The 15652-nt window shown below is 77.1% G+C and carries 7 protein-coding genes; 2 read left to right on the top strand and 5 right to left on the bottom strand.

Going from position 1 to position 15652, the window contains the following annotated elements:
- Positions 1–40 precede the first annotated feature (40 nt).
- The 4 genes from ACWGB8_RS15120 to ACWGB8_RS15105 form a co-directional block, all read right to left on the bottom strand.
- A complete protein-coding gene (locus tag ACWGB8_RS15120) occupies positions 41–433 on the bottom strand; it encodes an iron chaperone (RefSeq protein ID WP_452213773.1) in 393 nt (130 codons plus the stop codon).
- 292 nt (positions 434–725) lie between these two features.
- A complete protein-coding gene (locus ACWGB8_RS15115) occupies positions 726–1178 on the bottom strand; it encodes a pyridoxamine 5'-phosphate oxidase family protein (RefSeq protein WP_452213767.1) in 453 nt (150 codons plus the stop codon).
- Positions 1179–1385: 207 nt separating this feature from the next.
- Positions 1386–1850 carry a helix-turn-helix transcriptional regulator gene (locus tag ACWGB8_RS15110; protein WP_452213765.1) on the bottom strand — a complete coding sequence of 155 codons (465 nt, stop codon included), beginning with the start codon at positions 1848–1850 and terminating at the stop codon, positions 1386–1388.
- Between the two features lie 142 nt (positions 1851–1992).
- Complete coding sequence (locus ACWGB8_RS15105; RefSeq protein WP_452213764.1) at positions 1993–2403, bottom strand: VOC family protein; 411 nt, start codon at positions 2401–2403, stop codon at positions 1993–1995.
- A gap of 145 nt (positions 2404–2548) precedes the next feature.
- Here ACWGB8_RS15105 and ACWGB8_RS15100 point away from each other — a divergent pair, with 145 nt between their 5' ends.
- Positions 2549–3256 carry a nucleotidyltransferase domain-containing protein gene (locus tag ACWGB8_RS15100; RefSeq protein WP_452213762.1) on the top strand — a complete coding sequence of 236 codons (708 nt, stop codon included), beginning with the start codon at positions 2549–2551 and terminating at the stop codon, positions 3254–3256.
- Positions 3257–3314: 58 nt separating this feature from the next.
- Here the strand turns inward: ACWGB8_RS15100 and ACWGB8_RS15095 are convergent, their stop codons facing one another.
- Positions 3315–4115 carry an endonuclease I family protein gene (locus ACWGB8_RS15095; protein ID WP_452213760.1) on the bottom strand — a complete coding sequence of 267 codons (801 nt, stop codon included), beginning with the start codon at positions 4113–4115 and terminating at the stop codon, positions 3315–3317.
- Between the two features lie 355 nt (positions 4116–4470).
- Between ACWGB8_RS15095 and ACWGB8_RS15090 the strand changes: the two genes are divergently transcribed.
- Entirely contained in the window at positions 4471–15486 is an 11016-nt protein-coding gene (locus tag ACWGB8_RS15090; protein ID WP_452213758.1) for a MupA/Atu3671 family FMN-dependent luciferase-like monooxygenase, read from the top strand.
- The last annotated feature ends 166 nt before the right edge of the window (positions 15487–15652 follow it).

Here is a 15652-nt window from a genome sequence, read left to right as displayed (position 1 = left end):
GGCGGGCGGGCGGGCGGGCGGGCGGGCGCCGGACGGTACCTCAGCCGGCGGCGCGGCGGATCAGCTCGGCGATGCGCTGCTCGTCGTCGGCGGTGAGGGTGGTCAGCGCGTAGGCGTTGGCCCACATCGTGCCCTCGTCGAGGCGCGCCAGGTCGCTGAACCCGAGGGTGGCGTACCGGGTCTTGAACTTCTGCGCGCTCTGGAAGAAGCAGACCACCTTGCCTGCGCGGGCGTAGGCGGGCATGCCGTACCAGAGCTTGGGGGCGAGGTCCGGCGCGTTCTCGCGGACGATGGCGTGCAGCGCCGTGGCGAGCGCCCGGTCGTTCTCCTCCATCTCGGCGATCTTCGCCAGGACCTCGGCCTCCGGGTCCGCCTTCGCCTTGCCGGAGCCGCGCCGCGCGGAGCCCTTCAGCTCCTTGGCGCGCTCCTTCATCGCCGCCCGCTCGTCCGCGGTGAAGCCCTCGTAGCCGGCGTCAGTGGCGTCGGCAGCCTCGGCAGGCTTTGCGGTCCCGGCGGTCTTCGCCGTCCTGGTGGCCTTCGCGGTCTCCGCGCTCTTCGCGGTCTTCGCAGTCCTCGCGGCCCTGGCCGGCGTGGAGCTCTCGGCGGTCTTGGCGGTCTTCTTCGTGGTCGCCATGGCTGGCTCCCTTCCGTGCGGGTGGTGAGCGGTACGGTGCCGGCCGTCGGGCAGGCCCGCGGGGAGGGGCCCGCGCCCGGGCCGGGCGGCGTCAGCCGAGCCAGTCGCCGTCGCGCATCAGCACGCGGTCCCGGAGCTCGTTCACCTCGCGCCAGGCCTGGACGCGACTGGGGCGGATCCGGAAGTACTGGTAGGGCTGGTCGAGCGTGCGCGGGTCGAAGCCGGTCTTCGCCGCGAACGCGTCGCCCGTCGCCCGGTCGAGGTCGGCGGGAGCCACCGGCTCGGCGGTGGCATCCACCAGGACGACGTCCCGGGTCGGGCCGAGGGCCAGCCGCACCGTGCCGTCGGCGAGCAGGTTGCGGCTGGTGATCGTGGCCTCGGCGGTGGATATCAGGAACGCGTCACCGTCCCAGAGGAACGACAGCGGGACGAGGTACGGGCCCGCGGGGCCCGCCGTGGCCACCCAGAGGTCGACGTCGTCCTCCAGCCGGGCGCGGGTGTCCCGCAGCCGCTCGTCGAGCTCGCGCGGTGCTGCCTCGGTCATGCGGTCCTCCGGTGGTGTCGTGGGGACGTCCCTCCTCCGTGGAGGAACCTGACGCGGCCTCACCCCGGGCGGACGTCCCGTCAGGGCGCGACAGGCGGCGCGGGAGCAGCCTCCCACACGCACCCGTCGGGGGCGGGGAAGGGCCCGGCGCTGCCGCCGAACGCGATCGGCCGACCGCGCCGGGCCCACCCCTTCACGCTTCACGCTTCACGCGGGTTGCGGCACGCCCACCCGGGAGTCACGACTCCCCGCGGACGGGAAGGGCAGCCGCGGCACGGGGCCCGCCGGCGCCCGGCCCGCTCCGGCGGCCCCGCGGAGGTGGTCGGCGGGCGAGCGGCCGACCAGCTCGGTGAAGCGGGCGCCGAAGACCCCCGGGGTGGCACAGCCCACCGCCGCGGCCACCTCGGCGACCCCGAGGCCGCCCCGGCGCAGCAGCGCGAGCGCGTGCCCGATCCGCCGCCGCGTCAGGTAGGCGTACGGGGAGAGCCCGTAGGCGAGGCGGAAGCGGCGGGCGAGCAGTCCGCCCGGCAGGCCCGCCTCCCGGGCGAGGGCCTCGACGTCCAGCGGCTGCGCGTACTCGCGGTCGATCCGGTCACGGACCCGGCGCAGCCGGGCCAGTTCGTTCAGGTGCTGCGCGGCGACGCGGGCGCGCGCCCAGGCGGGGTGGCACACGAGGGGATCCTCTCGTCGGGCCGGTGGGCGCCGGACCGCCGGCCGCGGCGCCCACCGAGGGGGAGGTGCGGGGCCGGCCCGGCGCCTCGACGGCGCCGGGGGACGGCGGGGGACGGCCGGGCGCTCCGGGGACGTCCCGGCGTCAGCGGACTTCCTGGATGCGGACCAGGTTGCCCGCGGGGTCGCGGAACGCGCAGTCGCGGACGCCGTAGGGCTGGTCGGTCGGCTCCTGGACGACCTCGACGTCACCGGCCTGGACCTTCTCGAAGACGGCGTCGAGGTCCGGGGCGGCGAGCAGGATCCAGCCGTAGGTGCCCTTGGCCATCATCTCGGTGATGGTGTGCCGCTCGGCCTCGGTGATCCCGGGGTCGGCGGCGGGCGGGGCCAGCAGGATGGAGGTGCCGGGCTGGCCGACCGGGCCGACGGTGATCCAGCGCATCCGGCCCTGGCCGACGTCGCTGCGGACCTCGAAGCCCAGGACGTCCCGGTAGAAGGCGACGGAGGCGTCCGGGTCGTCGTGCGGGAGGGCGGTGGTGTGAATGGTGATGTCCATGGCCGCAACGCTAGCGGCCGCGTGCCGCCCGGCGCTTCTCCGATCCTGCTCGGTTCGGCAGCGCCTCCGCCGGCGGAGGCACCGGGGCACGTCCGACGCTTCGCGCCGTGCGCCCGGCGGGAGTGGTCGGTCTTAGGCTGGCCGGATGACCGATGGACTTCCCCCGGGCGGGGTCGGGTTGACCGAGGACGAGGCCGCGGTCCGGTGGGCGCGCGCGTGGACGCCGACGCAGGTCGCCGCCCGGCTGGCGGGGGCGCAGGTGCCCTGGTACGTGGCCGGGGGCTGGGCCGTCGATCTGTTCCTGGGCGGGCCGACCAGGCCGCACGGCGACCTGGAGATCGCGGTTCCGGCCGGCCGCTTCGACGAACTCCGTTCCTTCTTCCCGGAGTTGGCCTGCGACATCGTGGCGTCCGGACGGCTGTGGGAGGACCCGGGGCCCGAGGTGTGGGAGCTGAGTCACCAGACCTGGCTGCGCGATCCGGCGACCGGCGACTACCGGGTGGACGTGTTCCGCGAGCCCCACGACGGCGCGACCTGGATCTGCCGGCGCGACCCGTCGATACGGCTGCCGTACCGGGCGGTGGTCTGCCGGACGGCGGACGGGGTCCCGTACCTGGCACCGGAGTTGGCGTTGCTGTTCAAGGCGAAGGGGGAGCGCCCGAAGGACCGGCAGGACTTCGCCGCCGCACTCCCCCGGCTGGACGCCGCCCGCCGCCGGACCCTGGCCCGCCTGCTCGACCGGGTGCACCCGGGGCACCCCTGGCTCGCCGAGCTCCGGTCCGGGCCTGGGCCCGGGCGCGGGCGCGGGCGCGGGCGCGGGCGCGGGCGCGGGCGCGGGCGCGGGCGACCGTAGCCGAAGGGCCGGGCCCCCGCCCCGGGTTGCGGGGCGGGGGCCCGGTCGGGCGTGCGGACTACCAGATCTCCTCGACCCACTCCGGGTGGTCGATGAAGGGGTTCCGGTTCTTCTGGTAGGTGTCGAAGATGATCTGGTTGCGGCGCTGCTCGAAGGCGCTCGGCGGGTCCTGCTCGTTCCACTGCTTGAGCACGGAGAGCCGGCCGTGGAAGCGGGTGCTGCCGTTGATCGAGTCGTTGGCCTCCAGGTCGGGCCAGGAGTCGTCGCCCTCGTACCGGACGGCCATGTAGAGGATCATGCGGGCGACGTCGCCCTTGTCGGAGTCGCGCGGCTCGAAGGAGTCGGCGTCCGTGTAGCTGCCGGGCGCGCCGCTGACCGCGCTGCCGCCCCGGTCGAAGTCCTTGTTGCCGCGGATGCTGTTGACCTGGACGTCGGCCGCGCGCAGGTGGTGCAGGTCGGTGCCGGGGCCGGCCGAGGTGCCGAAGTCGCCGTGGGACTGGGCCCAGACGTGCTCGCGGTTCCAGTTGCCGACGGCGCCGCCGTTGAGGGACTTGGAGCGCGAGGTGCCGCTGTACAGCAGGACGACGTTGTTGGTGTTGCCGAGGTCCTGGTCGAGGACCTTGAGGGCGTTCCAGACGGCGTCGTAGGAGATCCGGGTCTGCCCGGTGCCGATGATGGTGTGCAGCGAGGACTTGAGGCTCGCTCCGGTCTTGCCGACCGCGTTCTTGTAGTACGTGCTGTCGTACGGCCCGGCGGCGTTGGCGGGTGCGGCGGTGACGGCCGGCAGACCGACGCCGAGGAGAACGGCGGAGACGGCGGCCGCCAGCGCCTTCCATCTGCGTATGGACGAAACGGACATGAGGGGCTGTCCCTTTCCTGGTCGACGCGTGACGAAGCCCGCGGATCCGGTGGGGGCGGGCCGCGACGATCTACGCGTGTTGACGTTGTGTTAACGGGAGCATGACACACCGCCGGGGTCGCCCGTGTAACCGGTGGGGGGCCGTTCCATGACGTTCTCGCATACGGCCGCCTCCGCCGACGCCCGCCCCCGGCCTCCACACTGACGGGTCGGCGGCACGCGGGCGCCGGCACCGACCCCTTGATCGGGGAGGGTTGTCCCCCGGGTGGGAGCCGTGTTGTCATCATGGTCATTGGCATGGACACGGGGGGACAGGATGATCCGGAAACCGCTCGCGCTGAGCCACGGGGGGCCCGTGAAGCTCGCACCCGACGAACCGCGCACCCTGCCCGAGCTGCTCCGGCAGGCGGCCGAACGCCACCCGACGGCCGGGCTGGTGACGCTCGACCGGCGGGGCGGGGCGCGCACCGTCCACTACCCGGAGCTGCTCGACACCGCGCGCCGGATGCTCGGCGGCCTGCACCGGCACGGCCTCGGTCCGGGCGACCGGGTGATCCTCGCCGCGCTGCCGCCGGGCGCCTTCTTCCCCGCGCTCTGGGCCTGCCTGCTCGGCGGACTCGAACCACTGGCGGTCGACGAACCGGTGGACGCCGCCCGCTGGGCCGTCGGCGAGGGCCGGTTCGCCCGGGCCTGGCAGTTGCTCGGGCAGCCCCCGGTGCTGGCCGACGCCGCCACCGCCGCCGTCCTCACCGGCTCCGGAGCCGGACCCGGCACCTTACGCGGATCCGGACCCGGCGCCGCGGTGCGGGTGATCGATCCCGCCTCGCTCACCGACGGCCCGGCCGCCGAACCGCACCGCCCCCGGGACGGCGACACCGCCCTCCTGATGCTCTCCTCCGGCAGCACCGGCACCGCGAAGGCCGCCCGGCTGACCCACCGCGGACTCGCCGAGTTCGGCCACGGCTCGCGCCGACTGCTCGACTGGCGGCCCGGCGAGGTCACCCTCAACTGGCTCCCCACCGACCACAGCGGCGCCCTGCTGCTGTACCACCTGCTCCCGCTGTACGCCGGCGCCACCCAGGTCCAGGTGCCCACCGATCCGGTCCTGGCCGACCCGCTGCGCTGGCTCGACCTCCTCGACACCTACCGGGTGCACCACACCTGGGCCCCCGCCTTCGGCTACCAACTGGTCCGCCGGGCGCTCGCCGGGCACCCTGACACCGACGTCGACCTGTCGGCCGTCCGCACCCTGGTCAGCGGCGGCGAGCAGATCACCCCCGGGCTGGTCCGCGGATTCCTCGCGGAGACCGCCCGCTTCGGGCTCGCGGCCGACACCTTCCGTCCCGCCTGGGGCATGGCGGAGACCTGCACCGGCATCACCGTGGGCCGGTTCGGCGCCCCCGGCAGCACCCACCGGATCCACCGCTCCAGCCTGGCCGGCGACGTGGCGTACGCGGGGCCGGAGGTGCCGGACGACGACTGCCTGGACCTCGTCGCGGTCGGTCGCCCCGCCCCGGGGGCCACCCTGCGGATCGTCGACGACCGGGGCACCGTCCTGCCCGAGGGCCGGATCGGCACGCTCCAGGTCAGCTCGGCGCGGGTCACCCCGGGCTACGTCGACGACGCCGAGGCCGACCGCCGGGCCTTCCCGACCGGCGACTGGGCGCCCCGCAGCTGGCTGGACACCGGGGACCTCGGCTTCCTCGCGGACGGCGAGCTCGTGATCACCGGGCGCAGCAAGGACGTCGTGATCCTCAACGGCCACAACCATCTCTGCCACGAGATCGAGGAGGTGGCGGCCTCCGTCGACGGCGTGCTGGCCGGTGCGGTGGCGGCCTGCGGGCTGCCCGACGGGGAGAGCGGCACCGAGGTGCTGGGGGTGCTGTTCGCCACCGACGGCCCCGAGCGGGACGCCGCCGCGGTGGCGCGGGAGCTGCGCCGGACGCTGTTCGCCCGGCTGCGGCTGACCGCGGCGGCCGTCCGCCCGGTGGCCCCCGCGGACTTCCCCCGGACGACCAGCGGCAAGGTCCTGCGCGGGGCCGCCCGGGAGCTCCTGCTCTCCCCCGGCGCGGCGGACCTCCCGACCGCGTCCCCCGTCCCGCGGCCGGCGCCGGGACGCACCCTGGAAGCGGTCCGCCGGGCCGTCCGCACGGTCCTCGCCGACCGCCCCGGCCCGTCCACCGGCGGCCCCGGCGACGCGACGCCGTTCCACGAACTGGGGCTCGGCTCGGTCGCACTGGTGCGGCTGCACGCCGAACTGGAGCGCGACCTCGGCCGCGGTTTCCCCCGGACACTGCTCTTCGAGCACCCGACCCCCGCCGCCCTCGCCGCCGCCCTCGACCGGCCCACCGCGGCCGGTGGCGCCACCGCGGCCCCGACCCCGACGCCCGCGGTGGCGGCGGACGCAGACCCCACCGCAGGCCCCGCCGCAGGCGACGACCGGCGGATCGCGATCATCGGCACGGCCTTCCGCTTCCCCGGCTCCACCGACCTCGCGGGCCTCTGGGCCGACCTGCGCGGCGGCGTCTCCCGGATCTCCGCCTTCGGTGCGGACGACCTCGCCGCGGCCGGCGTCGCCCCCGAGGACGCCGCCGATCCGGGGCTGCGGCCCTTCGGCGCGGTGCTGGACGACGTTACCGCCTTCGACCACCGCTTCTTCGGCATCAGCCCGCACGAGGCGGCACTCACCCACCCGGCCCACCGCCTGTTCCTGGAGTGCAGCCACCACGCCCTGGAGGACGGCGGCTACGCCGACCCCGCCCGGGGCGAGCGGATCGGCGTCTACGCCGGGGCCGGCATGAACCTGTACGACTACCAGAACCAGGCCGGTCGGCTACCCGAGGACCTCGGCGTCGCCATGCAGGCCTCGCTCGGCGCGGCACCCGACTTCCTGGCCTCCCGGGTCGCCTACCGGTTGAACCTGCGCGGGCCCGCCGTCGGGGTGCAGACGGCGTGCTCGTCCGCGCTGGTGGCCGTCCACCTCGCCGTTCAGGCCCTGCTGGACGGCGACGCCGACCTGGCCCTCGCCGGCGCCGCCGCGGTCCACCTGCCGCAGCACTCCGGCTACCGGCTGCACCCCGGCAGCGTGCTCTCGCCGAGCGGCCGGTGCCGCCCCTTCGACGCCGCCGCGGATGGCACGGTCGGCGGCAACGGGGTCGCCGTCGTCCTGCTCAAACCGCTGCACCGGGCGCTGGCGGACGGCGACCGGGTGCTCGCGGTGATCGCCGGATCGGCCGTCACCAACGACGGGTCCGGCAAGATCGGCTTCACCGCGCCCGGCGTCGCCGGGCAGACCGAGGCCGTCGAGCGGGCGCTCGCCCGGGCCGGGGCGCCCGCCGACAGCCTCGGCCACGTGGAGGCGCACGGCACCGGCACCCCGCTGGGCGACCCGGTCGAGTTCGCCGCCCTCTCCGCCGCCCTGCGCAGCCCCTCCGGCCGGACCGGCTTCTGCGCGCTCGGGTCCGTCAAGGCCAACCTGGGCCACCTGGACACCTGCGCCGGTATGGCGGGGCTGCTCAAGACGGTGCTGATGCTGCGCCACCGCACCCTGGTCGGCACGCCCGGGCTCACCGAGCCGAACCCCGCCGTCGACCCGGCCGGCAGCCCGTTCGTCCTGGCCACCGGCACCCGCCCGTGGCCGGCCGGCCCGACGCCGCGGCGCGCCGGGGTCAGCGCCCTCGGCGTCGGCGGCACCAACGCCTTCGTCGTCCTGGAGGAGGCCCCCGGGGCACCCGCTGCGCAGCCGCCGGCGGCACCCGGGGCGACCGGCGCGACGACCGCGGCGGCAGCCGCAGGCCCCGCCGTGCTGGCGCTGTCCGCCGAGCACCCCGAGGCGCTGCGCGAGCTGGCCGCCGCCCTGGCGGGGCGGTTGCGCGAGCGGCCCGCGGAGCCGGTGGCGGCCGTGGCCGCCGAACTGGCCCGCCGCCCCCGCCGCACCCACCGGCTCGCCCTCACCGGCCGCACCGCCCCCGCACTCGCCGACGCGCTGGACACCTGGCTGCGCACCGGTACCGCCGTCGACGGCCGGGACGGCAGCGCGGCCCCGGCCGGCCACGGCCCCACCGCCTTCGCCTACGCGGGCCAGGGCTCCGACCCCCGGCCGCTGCTGCCCTTCCTCCGGGCGCACCCGGCCGCCGCGGACGTCCTGGCCGCCTGCGACGAGGAGTACCACCGGCTCACCGGCACCGGGCTGCTGGCCGGCCTCGCCGGGGCGCCCGAGGGCCCGCTCCGCACCGAGCTGGCGCAGCCCGCACTGTTCGCCACCCAGGCCGCGGCCACCGCGCTCTGGTCGGCCCGCGGGCTGCATCCGGACTTCGTCCTGGGCCACAGCGTCGGCGAGTACGCCGCCCTCTGGGCCGCCGGGGGCCTCGACACCACCGCCGCCCTCCGGCTGACCGCCCTGCGCGGACGGCTGATGCAGGCCACCGCACCCGGCGCGATGCTCGCCGTCCGGGCCGACCGCGCACGCGCCGAGCGGATCGCCGCCGCGGCCGGGCTCTGTCTGGCCGCCGAGAACGCGGCCGACAGCCAGGTGCTCGCCGGCCGGGTCGAGGACGCGGAGCGGGCCGGCGCCCTGCTCGACGCCGAGGGCGTGGCCTGGCGGCGGCTCCCGGTGGACCGGGCGTTCCACTCGGCCGCACTCGACCCGATCGTGGCGGAGTTCCGCCGCACGGCCGCGGGGTTCGACTTCCGTCCGCTCCGGCTGCCGTTCGCCTCCGGCCTGGACGGAACGCTCCTGCCGCCGGGGACCGTCGTCGGCGCGGACCACCTCACCGCTCAGCTGCGCGGCCCGGTCCGCTTCCGGGAGGCACTGCACGCGCTGACGGAGGCGGGCTGCCGGGCCCACGTCGCGATCGGGCCCGACGAGGAGCTGAGCCGGCTGGGCCGGCGGACGACGGGCGGGCACCCGTGGACCGCCACCCAGCGGCGGGCGCTCCCGGCCGAGGCGGGCGACGCACTGGCCCTGGCCGAGCTGTACTGCCTGGGCGCGCCCGTCCGGCTGCCGCGCGAGGGCGCGCTGCCCGCCGAGCCGCTGCCGCGCTACCCGTTCCGGCGGACGGACGTCCCGTACGCCGTCGCCGTCGGTCCGGGAGCACGCGGCGGGACGGAACCGGCCGGACCGGCCGCACCCGGCCCGGTGGCCCGCCCGCTCCCCGACGTCCGACTCCTGGACGGCGAGCGCCCCGGCGACGAGCTCCCCGACGCGGTGCTCGCCGAGGTGGTGGATCTGACGGCCCGTCAGCTCGCCTGCCCGGTCGAGGAGGTGGCCCCTGACGGCACCTTCGTGGCGCTGGGGGCGGATTCGCTCTCGCTCGCCGCGATGGGCCGCGAGCTGGCGGAGCGGTTCGGCACGGCGGTGCCGCTGCGCGACCTCTTCGAATCCCTGGACACCCCCCGCAAGCTGGCCGCCGCCCTGCACGCGCGCCGCCCGGCCGGGCCACCGACACCGACACCGACACCGAGCGGGTCCCCGCCACACACCGGGGCGGCCCCGGCGGGCGATCCCGTCCAGGCCCTCGTCGACCGGCAGTTGCGGCTCACCGAGCGGGTCACCGAGCTGGTCGAACGCCAACTCGCCCTGCTGGACGGCCGGACGGCACTCCCCGCACCCCCGCCCGCCGCTGTCCCCGCACCGGCCCCGATACCGGTGTCCGCACCGGCCACGGCGCCGGTTCCGACCCCCGCCCCGATGCCGTACCGGACCGAAGTCCCCACCGGGCACTGCGACTTCAGCCTCTACTTCTTCGGCGACTACCCCGAGCAGGAGGGCCGGCACAAGTACGACCTGATCCTGGACGCCACCGCCTTCGCCGACGAGCACGGCTTCCACACCGCCTGGCTGCCCGAACGGCACTTCCACTCCTTCGGCGGCCTCTTCCCCAACCCCTCGGTGCTGGCCGCCGCACTCGCCACCCGCACCTCCCGGATCCGGCTGCACGCGGGCTCGGTCGTCCTCCCGCTGCACCATCCGGTCCGGGTGGCGGAGGAGTGGTCCGTGGTCGACAACCTCTCGGACGGCCGGGCGGGCCTCTGCGTCGCCTCCGGCTGGCACGCCCGCGACTTCGCCCTGGCACCGGAGTCCTTCGGCCGGCACCGCGAGCTGATGTACGAGCGGTTGGAGACGGTCCGGGCGCTCTGGGCCGGCGAGCCGGTCGCCGCGACGGCCGGGGACGGCCGGCCGGTCGACCTCGCGCTGTACCCCCGGCCGGTGCAGCCGATGCCGCCGCTGTTCGTCGCGGTCGCCCAGAACCCGGACAGCTACCGGGCCGCCGCCCGCAACGGGCTGGGCGTCGTCACCAATCTCATGGCGCAGAGCGTGGAGCAGCTCGCCGCGAACATCGCCCTGTACCGACGCACCCGCGCCGAGGCCGGGCTCGACCCGGACGCCGGGCGGGTGGTGGTGCTGGTGCACACCTACCTCGGCAACGACGGGGGCCGGGCCCGGGCGGCCGCCCGCGACCCGTTCTGCGCCTACCTGCGGTCGTCGATGGCGCTGCTCGGACCCTTCGCCAACAGCCTCGGACTGGCCGCCGACCTGGAGCGCACCCCGCCCGAGGACCTGGACTTCCTGCTGCACCGGGCGTACGAGCAGTACTGCGCGGGCCGGGCGCTGATCGGCTCGGTGGACGACGCCGTGCCGGTGGTGGAACGGCTGCTGGCCGCCGGGGCGGACGAGATCGCGAGCTTCGTCGACTTCGGGCTGAGCCGCGGGCAGGTGCTGGACGGGCTGGTCCCGCTGGACGAGCTCCGCCGCCGCTTCGCCCCGGCGGGGGCACCCCTGCCGACCGAAACCACCGAACCCACCGAGAACGCCGAACCCCGTGCCGCAAGCGCCGCTGCCGGACCCGCCCCCGAACCCGCCGCCGACACCGTGCTGCCGCTGACCCCCGCCCAGCGCGGGGTCTGGTTCCTGGAACAGCTCTCCCCCGGCAGCGGCGACTACCTGGAGCCGCGCGCGATCCGCTTCGACGGCCCGCTGGACCCGGCGGCGCTGCGCTCGGCGCTCGACCGGGCCGTGCGGCGGCAGCCGGCCCTGCGCACCGCCTTCCACGAGCACGACGGCGAACCGCGCCAGGCGGTGCAGGCGCAGGCGGTCCTGGACTGCCCGCTGGTGGACTGCACCGACCGCCCCGAGGAGGAGGCGGTCGCCGCCCACCTCGCCGAACTCGGCGACGAGCCGCTGGATCTCACCCGTGCCCCGCTGGTACGGGCCCGGCTGCTGCGGTCGGCCCCCGACCGGCACGTCCTGCTGCTCCTGACCCACCACCTGGTCTTCGACGCGGGCTCGCTGCACGTCCTCGGCCGGGAGCTGGCCGCCGGGCTGCACCCCGGGTCGCACCCGCCCGCCCCGCAGGCCGCGCTGCCGCCCGTACCGCCGGCGCCCACGGGCCCGGCCGATCCGGCCCGGCTCGCCCACTGGCGCGAACGGCTCGGGGACGCCCCGGTGCCGGAGCTGCCCACCGACCGGCCGCGCACCGACCGGGCCCCGGTCGGCGCCTGGCTCGCCCACACCTTCGGGCCCGCGGTCCGGCAGGCCCTGGACGGCTTCGCCCGCGGGCAGGGCGCGACCCCGTTCATGGCGGTGCTGGCCGCCGTCGGTACCGTGCTGGGCCGGTTCGGCGGACAGGACGACCTGGTCCTGGGAACGGCCGTCGGCAACCGCCCGCCCGGCTGCGCGGACACCGTCGGGTTCTTCGTGGACACCGTGCCGCTCCGCCTCGACCTGGCCGGGGACCCGACCTTCGCCGAGCTGCTCGGCCGGGTCCGGTCGCTCACCGCCGAGGCCTACGACCACGCGGTGCCCTTCGACGAGCTGGTGCGCGCGGTCAACCCCGAGCGCGGTTCGGGCCGCAACCCGCTGTTCCAGGTGATGGTGGAGTACGAGGGGGCCGCGGCGTCCGGCTTCACGGCGGGCGCGCTGCGCGGCGAGGTGGTCGACCTGCCGAGCGCACGGGCACCGTTCGACCTCAGCCTCTGCCTGTCGTACCGCGACGGCCTGCTGCACTGCCTGGCGCACTTCGACGCGGCGCTGTTCGAGCGGGAGACCGTGCGGCGCCTGCTGGCGTACGTCGAACAGGTGCTGGCATCGGCCGCCGGGGCCGCGGCGGACCGGCGGCTGTCGGAACTCACCGCGCCGCCCGCGGCCGAGGCCCGCGCCCTGGCGGCGCTGGAGCAGGGCCCGGCGCGGGCCGCCGACCAGGACGGCGCGGCGGAGCTGCTGCACCACGCCTTCGAACGGCAGGCCCGCCGGGTGCCCGCGGCGACGGCCGTGGTCGACGGCGACCGCACCGTCGGCTACCGCGAGCTGGACCTCGCCGCCGACCGCCTCGCCGACCGGCTGCGGCGGGCGGCGGACGTGGCCGGGAAGGTGGTGGCCGTCTGCCTGCCGCGCGGGGTGACCGCGGTGGCGTCCGTGCCGGCCGTGCTCAAGGCCGGCGCCGTCCTGCTGCCGCTGGACCCGGCCCAGCCCGCCGCCCGGCTGGTGCAACTGCTGACGGACAGCGGGGCGGTGCTGCTGGTCACCACCGCCGGGGCGGAGCCCGCCGACGTCCGCACCGCCCTGCCCGGCCTGCGGCTGCTCGACCCGGACGCCGCACCCGGCACCACCCCCGCACACGGCGCAGAACCGGACACCGCCGACCGGGACGCCGCAGCCGGAGACACCGGCACGCCGGCCGCGGCCGGGCCCGACGACCCGGCGCTCTGCCTCTACACCTCCGGCTCGACCGGCCGGGCGAAGGGCGTGCTGCTGCCGCACCGCGGCCCGGTCAACCTGTTCCGCTGGTTCCACCGGACCCGCCCCGCGCTGCGGACCCTGCAGTGGGCGTCCGCCGGCTTCGACCTCGCCCTGTTCGAGCTCCTCACCACCCTCGGCAGCGGCCGGGCCCTGGTCCTGCTGCCCGACGAGGCCCGGTACGACCCCCGGGCCGTCGCCGCCGCCGTGCGCGCGCACGGGGTGCAGCGGCTCTGCCTCACCGCGAGCGCCCTGGCCCACCTGGTGGAGACCGGTCCCGAGCTGCCCGAGCTGCGCGAACTCGTCTCCGTCGGCGAGCGGTTGCTGCCCACCCCGGCGCTGCGCCGCTTCCTGGCCGCGCACCCGGACTGCGCGCTGTTCAACGAGTACGGCCCGACCGAGGCGTCGATGATGGTGACCTCCCACCGGGTGGACCCGCTGGACGACGCTCCGCCGGTCGGCCGCCCGGTGGCCGGGGTCGCGGTCCGGCTGCTCGACGGTGACGGGCGGCGGGTACCGCTCGGCGCGGTCGGCGAGATCCACGCGGGCGGCGCCGCACCCGCCCTGGGGTACCTGGGCCGGCCGCGGGAGACGGCGGCCGCCTTCGTCGCGGACCCGTTCGCCCAGGACCCGGCCGCCGAGAACCCGGCCGCATCCGCCGGGCTCTACCGGACGGGCGACCTGGGCCGCTGGACCGCCGCGGGTGCGCTGCAGTACCTGGGCCGGCGCGACGAGCAGGTGAAGATCCGGGGCGTGCGGGTCGAGCCCGCCGAGACCCGGCGGGTGCTGCTCGGCCTGCCGGGCGTGCGGGACGCGGCGGTCGTGGTGCGCAGCGGCCCGGACGGCGGGCCCGGGCTGGTCGGGTACCTGGTGCTCGATCCCGGCGCCGCGGCGGCGGACGTCCTCGCGGGGCTCGCCGAGCGGGTGCCGCCGCAGTTCGTCCCGGGTGCCTGGGTGCTGCTCGACCGGATCCCGCTCAACGCCTCCGGGAAGCACGACCTGCGTGCTCTGCCCGAGCCCGACCGTGCGACCGGCTCTACCCCGGACGCCGGTACGGGCGGTGCCGACCCGGCGGACGGCCCGGTGACGGCCGCCGAGCGGGCCGTGCACGCGCTCTGGTGCGCGGAGCTGGGCGTCGGCTCCGTCCCGGTGGAGCGGTCCTTCTTCGCCGCCGGCGGCCACTCGCTGGCCGCGGTCGGGCTGCTCGGCCGGCTCCGTACCGAGCTGGGCCTGGAGTGCACGCTGACCGAGTTCTTCCGGCAGCCGACCGTCCGGGCGCTGGCCCGCCGGCTGCCGCCCCCGGCCGAGGACGGCTTCGAGCTGTCCGGGGTGCAGCGGCGGGTGTGGCGCCGGCACCGGGAGCACCCGCTCCCGGAGGTGTGCAACGCGAGCGTGCGCCTCGACCTGACCGGGGACCTCGACCCGGCCGCCCTCGCCGCCGCCCTCGGGCTGCTGGCCCGGCGGCACGACGCGCTGCGCAGCCGGATCACCGGGGCCGCCGGGGGGCCGCGCCAGGAGGTGGTCGCCGAGCTGTCACCGGAGGTCCGGACGGAGCAGGTGGACCCGGAGGCGCTGGACGCCTGGTGCGCGCAGCTGGCGGGGCGGCCGTTCGCCCCGGACCGGGCGCCGCTGTGGCGGGCCGGGCTCGCCGGGCTCGGCGAGGGCTCCTGGGCGCTGGTCCTGGTCTTCCACCACCTGGTGATCGACGCCTGGTCCCTGGGACTGCTGCTGGGCGAGCTGCCCGCCCTCTACGAGGCGGCCTGCGCCGGCGCCGAACCTGTTCTGCCCGCGGCGCCGCAGTACCGGGCGTACGTCGCGGACCAGGCCCGGCTGACCACGGGTGCGGGCCGGGCGGGCCTGGAGCGGTTCTGGCGGGACGCGCTGGCCGGGGAGCCGAGCGGGCCGCGGCTGCCCGTCGACCGCCCGCGCCCGGCCGAGCCGTCCGGGCGCGGGGCGGTGGTGGGGGCGGCGCTGCCGCCCGGGCCGGCGGACCGGCTGCGGCGGCTGGCGGCCGAGCGGGGCAGCACCCTGCCGGCGCTGCTGGCCACGGTGTGCGCCCGCTGGCTCGGCGGGCTCTGCGGCCAGTCCGACCTGGTGCTCGCCCTGTCCAGTGCCAACCGCACCGATCCGGCGCATTTCGGCACCGTCGGCATGGTCGGCGGGCCGGTGCCGCTGCGGGTGGCGGCCGATCCGGGGGTGCCGTTCGAGGCGGCCCTCGACCGCACCACGCGGGCGCTGTTCGACGCGCTCGGGCACCAGGCGCTGGCATGGGACGAGGTGATCGTCGCGACCGCGGGCGACGCCCCGGGGCCCGGCGGCGGACCGGCGGACCGCGGACCGGGCCGCGACCGCAGGCCGTACGACGCGGTGATGCTGACCGTGGTCGACCCCGACCGGCCGGCGGTCGAGCTGCCGGGCGTGAAGACCGAGGTCCACGGCCTGGAGAGCGCCGGCGTAGCGCGGACCGAGCTCTACGTCCGGATCGAGCCGGGCCCGGACGGCATCCGGATCCGGTTCGAATACAGCACCGACCTGTTCCGCCGGGCGACGGTCACCGGCTGGGTCGGGGCGTTCACGGCGGCGCTGCGGGAGCTCGCCGACGGCGTCCCGCCGGTCACGGAGGGCGCCGGGGCCTGAGGGGGCCTGGACGAGGGGGCCTGAGGAGGTCTGAGGGAGGCCGGGGGTCGGGTGCGCCACGCCCGGCCCCCGGCGTCCCCTCACCCGAACGGCTCCCGGCGGGCCCGCCCCGCACGCCTCGGGCCCGCCGTCGGCCTAGATTCGGGCCAGCGCACCGGGTGCGCAC

Source organism: Kitasatospora sp. NPDC054939 (genome assembly GCF_053610105.1).
This window is presented reverse-complemented; position numbering and strand designations above follow the sequence as displayed.